This is a genomic window from Photobacterium profundum, assembly GCF_003026285.1.
In the GTDB taxonomy this organism is placed as follows: Bacteria; Pseudomonadota; Gammaproteobacteria; order Enterobacterales; family Vibrionaceae; genus Photobacterium; species Photobacterium profundum.
This window is the reverse complement of sequence record NZ_PYOD01000012.1, coordinates 78,306-92,817: the sequence shown is the minus strand read 5'-3', so window position 1 is coordinate 92,817 and position 14,512 is coordinate 78,306. Positions and strand designations below refer to the sequence as shown.

Here is a 14,512-nt window from a genome sequence, read left to right as displayed (position 1 = left end):
TTGAGGGGCTAGGCTAGAACAATAAATTATTCAAACGTACCTTTTACACAATACTCATTTTGTTTGAATAGCACTTTGCCTTTTGCCATTGTGAGTGTTAACGCAAGGTCAGCTTCATTCAGGAATACGAGATCTGCCATTTGATTTATCTCTAAACAACCGCGGTCATCTAATTTCAATCTGCTTGCGACATTGCTTGATACTGTATTCCAACTCTTTTCCAGTGGTAAACCTGCTGCAATCAATTCTCGAATTGTACCGAGTAAACTATCAAAGCCAGCTATTCCCATTCCCGACATATTACCATTGTCATCAAATTCAGGAATGCTGCCATTGCCGTCAGAACTTAATGTTAACTGATCTAGATTCACACCAGCTTCAAGTGCTTGTATAATAGCTTTACTTGGATTGACTGCACCTTTTGCACCAAGGTTAGGGTCAACACCTGAAGTTAAATCAATACTCCCACCTTTTAGCGCAAATTTAATTGCGTCATTTAATAAGTTATCGTTACGGTTAACATGAGTAGGTAAAAAGTGCTTAATAGGAATGTCACTATTTTCAAGAGCTTGATCAATTAGCTTTAATGTCTCTTTTGAATTACCCATGTGAACCACAATAATACCGGGCTTATTCGCTAACATAGAAGCCACTCGTACTTCCGAAGCTATCCGTATAAGCTCTTCAACACTAAGGTGAGAAGCACGGTGATCGGCGATAGCTATTTTGCAGCCTAATACTTTATCAATAAACACAACATCTTTATAAACTGAATCAGTAATGGTTGGTGAAGGTACACGATAAGATCCTGTTACCATATAGGCAGAAATACCTTCTTCGTCTAATGCTTTAACTTTTGCGTAGAGTGATTCGACATGTCGGGTTGCACTGTCTGTACCTAACAAACCAAGTACTGAGGTAATGCCTGCTTTTACCAATTTACTCACTTGTACTTCAGGTGTACGGCTTGAAAAGCCACTTTCACCACCGCCGCCAATAAGGTGAACATGTTGATCAATAATACCTGGAAGAACAAATTGATTAGAAGCATCTAACTCTTCACAAGGTAACTTTAGATTACTTGTTGTTATGGAAGAGTTTATGCCGATGATTTTATCATTACAAATAAGTATATCAGCTTTTATGAGCCCTTTTGGGGTTAGAATCGTTCCATTTTTTATAAGTTTTAGCATACTAAATCCATTTAAATATTTGATTAAAAAATAAATCAGGGTGGGTATCAGCGATTCATTCTGATACTAATATAAGTTGATCAACTTTTCTCGTATACGTAGCACAGATTTCATTTTGATAGGACAAAACAAGAACGCATCATGTTTTAAATTGATTTAACTAAAATAAGCGGTATGAAGTATAAGTTATTAACTGAATAGTTTTCAAGGTTAGAGTCTAATATGATTTTTTGGTGGGTGGTGTATATTATTTTATTTGCTATTCTGTTGTTGATTTGAGTGTGGTGTTAATAGTGTGAGAAATAAGAGGTGATGAGTGAGAAGTGAGATTCGTTATTATAATTGACACTCTTTTGAATGGTGGGTTTTGGTTTAATTTATTGTTTTAACTCATTTATTTCTATTTGTTCTTTGTTTTAATGTTTTTAAATGGTTAAGTCGTACAGTGATGTATGGGTTTGTAATGTTATTTTATAACTCTTGTCTTTTGTGTGAGATTTATAGTGTTTGATATTATATTTAACTGGTTAATATACTAGGTTTAATCTGTTGATGTTATTTCTTGTGTGGATGGTGTTTCGTTTTTGTTTATTTAAGATGATTTTTAATATAGGTTGATAGCAGGTGGAACTGATGAGTGAAATATCAAATAATATAATGTTAAAAAAGAAAAAAAGGATGCAGCATTATAGTGCTGTTATAGGTTTAATTGTTGGTGTTGGCTTTTTACCTAATACAGCAAATGCAAGTGATGAGGATCTGACCTATCTGGAGGAGATGGGTAAGCGTCTATTTTTTGAAAAAATCTCATTACAAAGAAATATGTCGTGCTCGACGTGCCATTCTGCTGGTACTGGTGGTACTAATGGTGATTCAAATATAAACCTTGAAGATGTAGCTGTTACAGGTTCCGATGGTGTTCAAGTTGGTAACCTCAAACCACCTACAAATCAATATGCACAATTTTTAAATGAGGTGGGAGACCCAGAAGGGTTGAAACTTTTTGACGTGGCTTGTCCTGGTTTTGCTCCTGCACCGTGTGGTGGAGCATTCTGGAACGGCCGTGCTGAAGGTGATTTAATTGAAACTGTACATAATATTGATGTATTCGCGGGTCTAAATAGCAAATACGAAACGATGTATAAAAAATATTTAGGTCCCGTAGCTGATCAAGCACATGCAAGCCCATTTATTAACCCACTTGAGCAGGCGAAGGACGATAAGTTTAAGGTATGTACGCAGGTTAGAGGAACGACATGGGGTAGACAGTTATACCAATATGCTTGGGGAGAGCACCTTTACTGTAGCTATAGTCAAGTGGATGAGATATTTGCGAGATTTTCGGTCGCTTTAGCTGCTTGGCAAATGTCTAGCGATAATAACCGCTTTGACTCTAAAAGAGATTTAGCATTAAAAAATGATTATGATGGATTATTCCCGTTTGATGATTTTACTGATCAGGAAAATGAAGGACATGATCTTTTTTATGGTCAAGCTAGGTGCTTCTTTTGCCACCAGAGCGGGAATAATAATGGTGTTGGCAAGTTTGAACGTTATACCAATGATTTCTACTTCAACATAGGGGTACCAAGAAATCATAAAATACCTAATGACCCAGCACCGGATGTAGGCTTATTTGCCACAACCTCGAATAGTGATCATTTAGGTGAACATAAAGTACCAACATTGCGTAATGTTGATAAACGACCATCCCCATATTTTGTTAAAGCTTATACCCATAATGGTTGGTTTAAATCGTTAGAGCAACTTGTCCATTTTTATAATACGGCTACTGTGAAAGCAACATGTTCTAACGAGTATATAACGGCTGAACAAGCTATAGCAGAAAACTGTTGGCCAGCTCCTGAGATCAATGAAAACTTCGCGGGGTTTGCTGTTGGTAATCTTCGATTAGATGCTGATCAGGAGGCTGCAATAGTCTCGTATCTGAAAACACTTACCGATACAACAAGCGTTGAACCACCAAGTGTATACCTACCATATACCTATGATAAAAGTCGTTTAGATCATAACGATGAGGAAAGTTATGAACAGGAAGCACCTATTTATGATTATAGAGAATCTATCAGAAGTCGATATATGCGATAAAAACTGGGTTAATTCAGCGTTAATTTAGTACTGCGAACATTGGGTACTTACAGTGCCCAATGTTCGGCTTTTTACTCTAAAGGATAATTATCTAGCGACAGGTACTTCGACTTTTTGATATTGGTCTAAATCAAATAATTTGTCTCGAATCGCCCAAAACCGACCGCTCTTTCTCGCGATAACAATTTCTGGTGGACGTAAGCGGTGTTCGTTATTCGCTACTTTTGTTGGCGCAGTATCAGTAAACGGGCGATGGCGATCAACAAGGTGAGGGTTAATGAATTTCTTCAAAAAATTCTCTTTTTGCGTTTTGTTCGAAAGTGGCCATACTTCGCTAATTTCAGCCCCTTCATCACTCACATAAATTACTTTAAGCTGGGGTTTATCAAATTTGTTTTTTCCTGGCTCTAAACGAAAATCTGTACACTTCATGATCATGGCATCTTTCAATTTTAATGCATCACGCAGCTTTTTGTCTGGATCAACCATTACCGCATTACATTGATGGCAACGACGAGCAGCTATATCATTATCTGCGCCACATTCTTCACAATACTTAGCCCGAAAACGGTAACCACATTCTTCGCGTTCACCTGTGTCATCGTCTTCAAAATACCCTTGGCAACGACGACCATAATGTTCAACCAAAAATCCAGCGGGATCGAGCTTACCCCAAAAGCTGTTATTGAATCCGCAAGCAGGGCAGGGAACCATAATCACTTCACTGTCGCTGTTGGGCTTAGGATCGCCAACTTCAGGTTGATACAAGTCGTAGCAGTTACCGGCATATTCTAAGATTAAGCAATCTTCTTTACCTTCAGACAAACGCAAGCCGCGTCCGACTATTTGCTGATACAAGCTGATGGATTCTGTTGGACGTAATATTGCGATTAAATCGACATGTGGAGCATCAAACCCTGTAGTGAGTACTGATACATTCACAAGGTATTTAATTTCTTGGCGTTTGAATGCATTAATAATGCGGTCGCGTTCATCTAACGGTGTATCGCCAACAACCAATGCTGCATTTTCATGCGCAAGATATCCCAGAATTTCTTGAGCATGATTAACGGTAGACGCAAAGATCATCACACCTTTACGATCTTTTGCATAATCAATTACTTGCTCAATAATCATAGGTGTAGCACGGGATGATTTTTCGATAATACTGTCTAAATCTGATTCTCGATAATTACCCGATGCAGATGGCGTTAAGCTAGAAAAGTCATACCCGATAACCGCCATATCCATCACTTTGGGTTCTGTTAGGAAATTTTCATCCAACAAATAACGAATAGGTAGCTCGAAAATGCAATCACGAAAGAAGCGTTCTTGTTCAGTCTTTACCTGTCCACGGGTATGGTATTTATAAATCCACCCAGTACCCAATCGATAAGGCGTTGCCGTTAACCCTAGAATTTTGATGCCAGGGTTAATAGTTTGAACATGAGTGATTACACGGCGATACGCGCTATTTTCATCATCAGGCACCCGGTGGCATTCATCAATCACTAGTAATGAAAATTCATTAGCAAACAGTTCTAAACTATTGGCCATTGATTGCACCGAGGCAAACACAACTTGTTGATCTGTTTCTTTTCGTCCTAACCCTGCAGAAAATATAGAGGCTTTTAAGCCATAGCTCTCATATTTTGCATGATTTTGTTCAACAAGCTCTTTTACATGCGTTAACACTAATACTCGACCACGAGCGATACGTGCTAGTTCAGCCACGACAAGGCTTTTACCTGCTCCGGTAGGTAATGCTAAAACGGCTGGGCTGGTGTTTTTACGAAAGTAGTGAACAGTGGCTTTCACGCTGTCTTGTTGGTAAGGACGAAGGGTATACATAAACTCGATAATGCACATAAAACAGGTTATCAGTGTAACGATAAATAAGGCGGATGGCGATAAGAAAGCAGTGCTAAGGTTGCGTAAAATATTGAGGAACGATGGAAGTGAATGAAGATGATTCTGATAGTCTTTGAGTCGTAATTATCGTCAATCGTCAATTAACGATTGATCCGGTATGAGAAAGGCGTATATTAATCGTTAAAAGGCGATTGTCTTATATTTATTTAACCTTAATAATCGTATTTCGACGATTAACGATTAACGATTAACGATTAACATTCAAGTTCTGAGTGAGGCTCATATGCAACCTAAATTAGGTTTTCTCGATAGATTTTTAACATTGTGGATATTCATAGCGATGGCTGTGGGTGTTGTGTTGGGTGTTTCTTTTCCTGATGCTATTGCAAATTGGAATACATCGCTGTCGGTTGGTACAACAAATGTACCGCTAGCGATTGGTCTTATTTTGATGATGTACCCACCATTAGCGAAAGTGAATTACAGCTTAATGGGTAAGGTACTGGAAGATAAGAAAGCCATTACGTTGTCACTTGTGATGAACTGGTTAGTCGGACCAATTTTGATGTTTGCGTTGGCAGTCATCTTTTTAGGTGATCATCCAAGCCTAATGACAGGCGTTATTTTAATCGGTTTAGCACGTTGTATCGCAATGGTGCTGGTATGGAATGACATAGGTGGCGGCAATAAAGAATACGCTGCGGCATTAGTGGCATTGAATAGTGTGTTCCAAATCGTGACATACAGTTTCATGGCATGGTTATTTATTACAGTACTGCCACCCTACTTTGGCGTTAAAGGTCAGTTGGTAGACATATCGATTGGTGAAATTGCAAAAAGTGTCTTTATTTACCTTGGTATTCCGTTTATTGCTGGTTTTCTTAGTCGTAAGGTATTGGTCGCGAAGAAAGGGGAGCAGTGGTACACCGAGAAGTATATTCCTGCTATTTCACCTATTACGTTAATTGCGCTATTAGCCACCATCGTTCTGATGTTTAGCTTGAAAGGCGAGATGATTGTTGAATTACCAATGCAAGTTGTGCTGGTGGCTGTTCCATTGGTTATCTACTTTGTATTGATGTTTTTGATTAGCTTTTTTACGGCGAAAAAGATGGGTGTGCCATTTGATAAGAATGCATCCATAGCGTATACCGCGACAGGTAATAACTTTGAATTAGCAATTGCTGTTGCGATAGCAGTGTTTGGTTTGAACTCACCGGAAGCATTTGCAGGGGTTATTGGTCCACTGGTGGAAGTACCAGTACTGATTGCCTTGGTGAATTTCACGTTAAAAATGAAAAATAATTACGTGACCAAGGGTCAAGTGCAAACCAATAACGCGAATAGCTAGGAGTAATAAGATGAAAAGTATTCAAGTATTTGATCCATCGATGTGTTGTTCAAGTGGTGTCTGCGGGACGGATGTTGATGCGTTACTGGTGGCTTTTTCTGCCGATGTGGATTGGCTAAAAGCGAAAAATGTGGACATCGAGCGTTTTAATTTAGCGCAACAACCAATGGCATTTGTAGAGCATGCTGCCGTGGCTGGATTTCTAGAAACAGCAGGTGCAGAAGGTTTGCCACTGACATTAGTGAACGACCAAGTTGTATTGACAGGGCGCTATGCCACACGTGAGGAATTAACACGTTGGGCAGGGCTTAACGTTACTGCTTCTGAAACATCAGTGAATGCATCGACTTCAACATCATGTTGTTCATCTTCATGTAAGTGTTAATCAAAAGGGCTGTGTCATGATTGGATTTTTACATACCCCCCCACCGTTTCTGTTTTTTACGGGTAAAGGCGGTGTCGGCAAAACATCACTGGCGTGTGCTTCGGCATTGGCGTTAGCAGAGCAAGGCAATAGAGTGTTGTTAGTGAGCACCGATCCGGCTTCGAATGTCGGTCAAGTGTTCGATACCCAAATCGGTAATCAGATCACCCCTATTCAACATGTCGAGAATTTGTCCGCTATTGAAATTGATCCGCAGGCAGCTGCACAGGCATATCGTGAGAAAATTGTAGGCCCAGTGCGTGGTAAGTTACCAGAAGCGGTCGTCAATAGTATCGAAGAGCAGCTATCTGGGGCATGCACTACTGAGATTGCCGCATTTGATGAATTTACGGCTCTGCTGACTGACAAAACCTTGCAAACTACGTATCAGTATATTGTGTTTGATACAGCCCCAACGGGGCACACTATTCGCTTACTGCAATTACCGGGTGCTTGGAATGAGTTTTTAGAGCACGGGCAGGGCGATGCATCTTGTTTAGGTCCACTGGCTGGGCTTGATAAACAGCGTGAAAAATATTCGCAAGCAGTGGATGCATTGTCAGATAAGACGCAAACGCGTTTGATTTTGGTGGCACGTGCACAAGCATCGACGTTACAAGAAGTCGCGCGAACCCATGTTGAGTTGGGGGATATTGGTTTAAAAGAGCAGTACCTTGCGATCAATGGTTTATACCCTGAAGCAGCTATCGACAATGATGCGCTGGCGTTGGCGGTGTATCAGCGTGAACAACATGCGCTGGTGGCGATGCCTGAAGGCTTGCAGCGGCTACCACAAGATCGATTACCTTTGTTATCGAGCAATATTGTGGGCTTAGATAGCTTGCGTGCTTTAGTCTCAACCTCGGTGGAGAGTGTTAGTGAGTCGTCAACGTCTGACGTCACGACGATTCAACAGGATGCCTACCCGCACCTTGATACTTTGGTGGATGAACTGGCTGAAGCCGGTCATGGTTTAGTGATGCTGATGGGCAAAGGTGGAGTAGGGAAAACCACCATTGCTGCGGCATTGGCTACAGAACTGGCCTTACGGGGTCACGATGTGCATTTAACCACCTCCGATCCTGCTGCGCATTTGAGTGAAACGTTGAACGGTTCGTTAGCGAATTTAGAGGTGAGCCGTATTGATCCTGAGGTTGAAACTCAACGTTACCGTGAGCGCGTGATGGCGACCAAAGGTAAAAACCTGGATGAGGCAGGCAAAGCATTACTGGAAGAAGATTTACGTTCACCGTGCACAGAAGAAATTGCCGTGTTCCAAGCATTCTCTCGTGTGATTCGTGATGCGAATAAGCGCTTTGTGGTGATGGATACCGCGCCAACTGGGCATACTTTATTATTGCTTGATGCGACAGGTGCTTACCATAAAGAAGTGTCACGCCAAATGGGTGACAAAGGTATGCACTTCACAACGCCGATGATGCAACTGCAAGATCCGATATTAACTAAAGTCGTGATTACCACATTGGCAGAGCCGACACCGGTACAAGAAGCGGTGAGTTTGCAATCCGATTTACAACGTGCAGGAATTTCACCGTGGGCGTGGGTCGTGAATCATGCGTTGGTACAGGCGCCACTGACAGCGCCATTGATGCAAGAAAGGGCGGCACAGCAACTACCGTACATTGAAGCAGTACAAGCTCAGCACAGTCAACGATTGGCGGTAGTACCATTACAGCATGCTGAGCCTATTGGCACCAAAGCCTTGCACGCACTCTGTTGTGCATCGTAATTAACGGGAGTTTGCTTGTAAGGTGATTTAATGGTTCTTGCTACAGCTGTAAATGACAAAGGCGCATCTTGTGATGCGCCTTCTTCTTCATGTGCGGGTAATTAATGTTGTGGTGTTGTAGGTTATGACGCGATGTTCAACGGTACTTCGTTTGGGGTGATGGTTTTTGTCATCATACAAAACTGTCGACGAGGAACATAATCATGCCTTTCATAGAAGCTACGAGCACCGGCATTACCGATATTAACTTCTAGTGATAGTGCGTGGATTCCTGATTGCGCCATATGATGTTCAATTTGTGGGATTAATTCTGTTCCTATCCCTTGTTGGCGCCAATCAGGTTTTAGGTAAAATTGGTCGATAAGCCCAACACGTCCACCGTACTCAAGGCTAAAACTGTAGCTGACGATGATATGACCCGCGATGATTTTATCGCCTTCGTGTTCAACTTCAATTAACCATGCTTGCCCAAGTTCTGGATTGCTGATTAGTTGGTTAACTGCATGATTAGTCTGCTCTATTCTTTGAGGTAGAGCTTCATAAGCAAAAAGTTCTTCAATGAGTTTCATTAGCATGTCTACAGACGACGAGCTTGGCGCAATAAGAGATATATTCATAATTAGACCTTTGTTATAAGGCGTATCATTATTTTGATTAGTAACCAGTATCACTCTTTTTTTGTTCTTGAGTAACGTTAGTAGCATACAGGTTATACGTAACAACTGTGTTATTAGTCTACTGTTATAAGACCCATATAAGACAAAAATGTTCAGCTTTTTGAGCTTAGTTATAGATTTTAAAAAAAGGCGAAAATTTTGTCTCAAAAAATTGAATCTCACTTAGTTGGTTAGAATTCGTAAGTTTTTAATGCAAGTTAGGCGTGAGCTTTTTATAATGCCGTCCCTTTTGTTACACGCGGAGCCCGTAATGAGGCTTGATAAATTCTTAGCTACCACTTTAGGTATTACTCGTAAAGAAGCCGGTAGATTATTAAGTAATAAAATGATTGAAGTGAATGGCAACGTTGTTAAGAGTGCTTCACTGAAAATCACCGACGATTGCGATGTTGAATTTAATGGCAAAAAACTAGCCTTACAAGGACCGCAATACTTCATGCTGAACAAGCCTGAAGGTTTTGTTTGTTCGCATGTTGATGATCATAACCCTACAGTCTTCGTTTTGTTTGATGAAGTAAGCCCTGAAAAAATGCACGTTGCAGGGCGTTTGGATGGCGATACAACAGGGTTAACGTTACTTACCGATGATGGCCAATGGTCACACCGTGTGACTTCTCCTCGTCATGTTTGTGAAAAGGTCTACCATGTTGAGTTGGCCGATCCTGTACCTGAAGAAACGATTCAAACGTTTTTAGAGGGAGTTCAGCTACGCGGTGAGAAAGATATTACTCGCCCTGCTAAATTAGAAATTTTAAGTGAACGTGAAGCAATACTAACGATCACTGAAGGTAAATATCACCAAGTTAAGCGTATGTTTGCTGCTGTAGGTAACCGAGTTGTTGGTCTTCACCGTGAGCAAGTCGGTGCTGTTGTTCTAGATGAAAACTTAGAACCAGGTGAGTACCGTCGCTTAACAGAAGAAGAGATTGCTTCTTTTCTGAAAAAGTAATGTATTGAGCTAAAACTGAAGGCATAACGTAGGTTTCCTATCTTGTTATGCTTTTTTATAACGTGTACTCAAGTTACCTCTGAATCCTGTATTTTGATCTCACTTGGGTACAACGTTAATTGAGTATCGTAATGTTTAGTGTTTTTCGTTACGAACATTTATGAATATTGAGTAAAGCTGCATAAAATAGAAACTTATCTATTCCTAATAGGAAAGAATAAAAAACATCTATTCATCGTACAATAACTTTCTTTATCTTCCATTCTGCTGTTTTTTCTATGGCACATACAATAGTGAAATTATGACCCAACAAGACAGTCAACGACTGAGCCTGCAACTTATTATTATTTTGGGGGCGATTGCTGCGTTAACCCCGCTTGCTATCGATATGTATTTACCTGCGATGCCTGCGATCGCCAAAGATTTGATGGTTTCTCCAAGCTTAGTTCAAGCAACATTAACCGCTTATACTGCTGGTTTTGCTATCGGACAATTACTACATGGGCCATTAGCAGACAGTTATGGTCGTCGTCCTATTCTTATCATTGGTATTGTATTCTTTACTATTGCTGGGGTGATGAGTGCGTTAAGCACAAATATTCATGAGCTTATGTGGTTCCGTGCGGCACAAGGTTTTGCTGGTGCCTCTGCTGCCGTGATTATTCAGGCCTTAGTACGAGATATGTTCGAGCGCGATGAGTTTGCTCGTACTATGTCTTTTGTTACGTTAGTAATGACGATAGCGCCACTTGCAGCACCAATGATTGGCGGTTATATGTCAATTTGGTTTGGCTGGCGTTCTATATTCTGGTTGCTCGCGATATGTGCCGTATTGGTTATTATTGCTGTGGTATGGAAAATTCCAGAGACACTGGCGGTTGAAAAGCGTTTACCTTTTCATATTGGTTCAACGTTTAGAAATTATGCCAAGTTAATGACCACACCAACGGCTGTTGGTTTGGTATTTTGTAGTGGTTTCTCTTTCGCTGGTATGTTTACATTTCTTACCGTTGGTTCGTTTGTTTATATCGATATTTACCATGTCAGTACCCAAAACTTTGGTTACTTATTTGGCCTTAACGTACTTTGCTTAATTTTAATGACAAGTATAAATGGTCGAATGGTGAAAAAGGTAGGCTCACACTGGATGCTACGTTTTGGTTTGATTATTCAGCTTATTGCCGGTATTGGGCTTATCGTTGGGCAAGTGTTTAATCTTGGCTTGTGGGGAGTCGTTGTTCCTGTCATGCTTTTCGTTGGTACTATCTCAATTATTGGTAGTAATACCATGGCATGTTTATTATCTAAATATCCACATATGGCAGGTACTGCATCTTCATTAGCCGGTACATTACGTTTTGGTACGGGCACCGTGGTAAGTGGTATTGTCGCCTTATTACATAACTCGACAGTATGGCCGATGGCAGCGACAATGGCACTGTGTGCTGTATTATCTGCTGTGTTTTACTGGTTACTAGCAAAAAATGCATAACCTTTAGCGGTGCAGTTGAATCTAAAGCTTAAGATATAAAAATGATATGTGCTTAATCACAGCCATGATTAAGCACATGTACAAAGGAATAACATGGCAATTTTCTCTCAAGAAATCTACAAAGTGGTCACAATCGGCTTGAATACGCTGGAATCATCACAAGCATCAGGTAAAACACCGCGAAACCCAGTCAGTGAAGCGCATTACTTGAATGCATGGGTAACAAAATCGATTAAGCAGCAAAATTTTGACCGTAGCGTTGTAAAAACTTTAATGATGTGGCAACAGCAAGGTCGCAGTATGGGTAAAAACGCCCAACTGAAATTGAATTTTGAGTGCTTAGCCGAAACATTTTCAGGTGTGATAAATGCAGATGGTAAAGAAAAGTGTATAACACAAGCAACACTACAGGCATTTTATGCTGCGCTAGAGCATGCTGACTGGCTTATCACTACAGAGTTCGAAGTAAACCGTAAGGTGACACACTTTACAGACGGACAGGCATCATTAGTTGTATGTAGTAAGCAGCTTCAGAACGCCTTTGACGAGCAGGGTGAATTGGTAAAGCCATTATCTTTGTATGTGCGAGGAAATGTTCAACCGTTCATTGATCTTGCATTTGCATCTGGTTTGTTACTTTTTAAAGTGACAGATTACAAGTCGAAGGTGAAATATCACGGAGAATTTGTAATATACCCAGCTAATAATGGTGAGCACCTACCAGAATTGCCAACACGCAGCCTGTAAGTGTAAATTCATTAGAGTACAAATCAAAGTGGGCCCAATAGGGTCCATTTTTTTTTGCTTTTTTATTTTTGATAAAAGTATGTATATTGAACAGCTGCTTGGCTAAAAAAAGAGCGACTCAAGCGTTAGTGAGAGGTGAAAAGAGTGAAGTGAGTTAATTTATTAAAGTGATGATAATTAGTGTTCTAACTATCTGATATCGAAGATGGTTTAAATAATATTGGAATACTATTCATGTAAATAAATCGCTTAGTGACTAAAAATAAACGCATTTTTCTCTGGAATAATAATGATCATGCTGCTAATGTGACGCCCCTCACACACACCGTGAGTATTTTATGCAAAGCAATGCATGCCAGATTGGCAAAGATATTACAGCTACATCAAGTACATCAAAGCGTCGTCTTGACGGTAAACTCGTTCCAGCACTAACGATTGGCTTTATTAGCCTTTTCTTATTGGCTGCCCTTATTGATCTTCCCCGTTTTACACTCCTGATCCAAGAATTATTCTCAGCAGCAGCCGGACAATTTGGCTTCTGGTGGCAATGGCTAATGGTTGCTAACTTTGCCATTGCGTTATGTATCGCAGTAAGCCGTTACGGAAAAACCCGTATGGGTGTTGAAACCAAACCTACTATTGGCACATTTCGCTGGTTAGCGATGATTATGTGTACGTTATTAGCAGGTGGTGGTGTTTTCTGGTCTGCGGCCGAACCTATTTATCACTTTATTACACCGTCACCAAGCTACCCTGGTATCGTTGGTTCCACATCCGAAGCTGTTGTTCCCGCATTAAGCCAAAGCTTTTTACATTGGGGCTTTCTTGCATGGTCTGTACTGGGTACGTTAGCAACTATCGTATTGATGTATGCACACCATAACCATGGTATTAAACTGCGTCCACGTGCATTGTTGTTCCCTCTAGTTGGTGACCGTCTTGAAAACCATTGGTTTGGTGCTGTTATTGATGCATGTTCTATTATTGCAGTAGCAGCCGGTACGATTGGTCCAATCGGTTTCTTAGCATCACAAATGGGCTATAGCCTAGAAGTGCTCACTGGCATTAAAAATGACAGCAGTACTCAGCTAATGATCTTAGGTGCCGTTGTTTCTGTTTGTGCTATATCTGCAGCATCAGGTATGGATAAAGGTTTACAGTGGCTAAGCCGTTTGAACGTGATCGGCGCATTTGCCTTGCTATTAGCAATCCTTATTTTAGGTCCAACACAGTTTATTTTTGAACAGTTTGGTAACGCGTTTGCTGGTTACTTACAGCACATGCCAACGATGAGCTTGACTAACAGCACGCCTGGATGGAACGTATGGTGGACATGGTTCTTCTGGGGCTGGTTCATTGGTTTCGCACCTATGATGGCAATCTTTATTGCACGTATTTCAGAAGGTCGTAGTATTCGTGAGTTAGTATTGGCTGTTGCTGTTGGCGCACCGATTGTGACTAACTTCTGGTTCACCGTATTGGGTGGTACAGGTATCTTCCTTGAGCTACAAACTCCTGGAATTATTTCTGGCCCACTAAACGATGCTGGTTTACCTGCTGTACTGCTTGCTTCGCTTCAGCAATTACCATTAAGTGGAATTTTACTTCCTGCATTCTTGGTATTGACCACAACGTTTGTTGTGACAACTGGCGATTCGATGGCGTATTCTATCGCAATGGTTGTGTCGGGCGATAATGAACCGGATCGTAAACAGCGTATATTCTGGGCTGTTATTATGGGTGCGGTTGCTGCAGTATTATTACTTGCGGGTGATGGCGGCTTAAATGCGTTGCAGTCCTTCATTGTGATTACAGCGGTGCCAGTGTCCTTCATCATCGCTGCGACCTTGATAACCGGTCCTATTGCTGCGATTAAAATGACCAAGATGCAGAATGCACGTATTGCTGAGAAAGCATTACAAGCTGCATAATCGGTCACATATCGATT

At 40.9% G+C, this 14,512-nt stretch carries 11 protein-coding genes; 8 read left to right on the top strand and 3 right to left on the bottom strand.

From position 1 onward, the window contains the following. Window positions 1–26: 26 nt before the first annotated feature. Window positions 27–1,193: a beta-aspartyl-peptidase gene (iadA, locus tag C9J48_RS20865; RefSeq protein ID WP_006232161.1), complete on the bottom strand. Its 1,167-nt coding sequence runs from the start codon at window positions 1,191–1,193 to the stop codon at window positions 27–29. Between the two features lie 633 nt (window positions 1,194–1,826). Here iadA and C9J48_RS20860 point away from each other — a divergent pair. Further along, entirely contained in the window at window positions 1,827–3,302 is a 1,476-nt protein-coding gene (locus tag C9J48_RS20860) for a cytochrome-c peroxidase (protein WP_242610847.1), read from the top strand. A gap of 87 nt (window positions 3,303–3,389) precedes the next feature. Here the strand turns inward: C9J48_RS20860 and radD are convergent, their stop codons facing one another. Next, window positions 3,390–5,153, bottom strand: a complete 1,764-nt coding sequence (gene radD / locus C9J48_RS20855) for a DNA repair helicase RadD (protein WP_036803759.1) — start codon at window positions 5,151–5,153, stop codon at window positions 3,390–3,392. Window positions 5,154–5,457: 304 nt separating this feature from the next. Between radD and arsB the strand changes: the two genes are divergently transcribed. From arsB to arsA, 3 genes are read left to right on the top strand one after another with little or no spacing between them, the layout of a single operon-like run. Next, window positions 5,458–6,525, top strand: coding sequence for an ACR3 family arsenite efflux transporter (gene arsB, locus C9J48_RS20850; protein ID WP_006232157.1), 1,068 nt, complete (start codon window positions 5,458–5,460; stop codon window positions 6,523–6,525). A gap of 10 nt (window positions 6,526–6,535) precedes the next feature. Next, window positions 6,536–6,910 carry an arsenite efflux transporter metallochaperone ArsD gene (gene arsD / locus C9J48_RS20845; protein WP_006232156.1) on the top strand — a complete coding sequence of 125 codons (375 nt, stop codon included), beginning with the start codon at window positions 6,536–6,538 and terminating at the stop codon, window positions 6,908–6,910. 16 nt (window positions 6,911–6,926) lie between these two features. Then, the gene (gene arsA, locus C9J48_RS20840; protein WP_006232155.1) at window positions 6,927–8,699 is read left to right on the top strand and encodes an arsenical pump-driving ATPase; all 1,773 of its coding nucleotides are present in this window, start codon (window positions 6,927–6,929) and stop codon (window positions 8,697–8,699) included. Window positions 8,700–8,821: 122 nt separating this feature from the next. Here arsA and C9J48_RS20835 read toward each other — a convergent pair whose 3' ends face one another. Then, window positions 8,822–9,316, bottom strand: a complete 495-nt coding sequence (locus C9J48_RS20835) for a GNAT family N-acetyltransferase (protein ID WP_036803756.1) — start codon at window positions 9,314–9,316, stop codon at window positions 8,822–8,824. 310 nt (window positions 9,317–9,626) lie between these two features. On the opposite strand from C9J48_RS20835, the gene rsuA reads away from it, so the two are divergent. The 4 genes from rsuA (at window position 9,627) to C9J48_RS20815 (ending at window position 14,495) form a co-directional block, all read left to right on the top strand. After that, a complete protein-coding gene (rsuA, locus tag C9J48_RS20830; protein WP_006232153.1) occupies window positions 9,627–10,325 on the top strand; it encodes a 16S rRNA pseudouridine(516) synthase RsuA in 699 nt (232 codons plus the stop codon). Between the two features lie 301 nt (window positions 10,326–10,626). Continuing rightward, window positions 10,627–11,817, top strand: a complete 1,191-nt coding sequence (locus C9J48_RS20825; protein WP_006232152.1) for a Bcr/CflA family multidrug efflux MFS transporter — start codon at window positions 10,627–10,629, stop codon at window positions 11,815–11,817. Between the two features lie 93 nt (window positions 11,818–11,910). Next, window positions 11,911–12,564: a DUF2913 family protein gene (locus C9J48_RS20820; RefSeq protein ID WP_006232151.1), complete on the top strand. Its 654-nt coding sequence runs from the start codon at window positions 11,911–11,913 to the stop codon at window positions 12,562–12,564. Between the two features lie 338 nt (window positions 12,565–12,902). Continuing rightward, on the top strand, window positions 12,903–14,495 hold the full coding sequence (locus C9J48_RS20815) for a BCCT family transporter (protein ID WP_006232150.1): 1,593 nt from the start codon (window positions 12,903–12,905) through the stop codon (window positions 14,493–14,495). Window positions 14,496–14,512 lie beyond the last annotated feature (17 nt).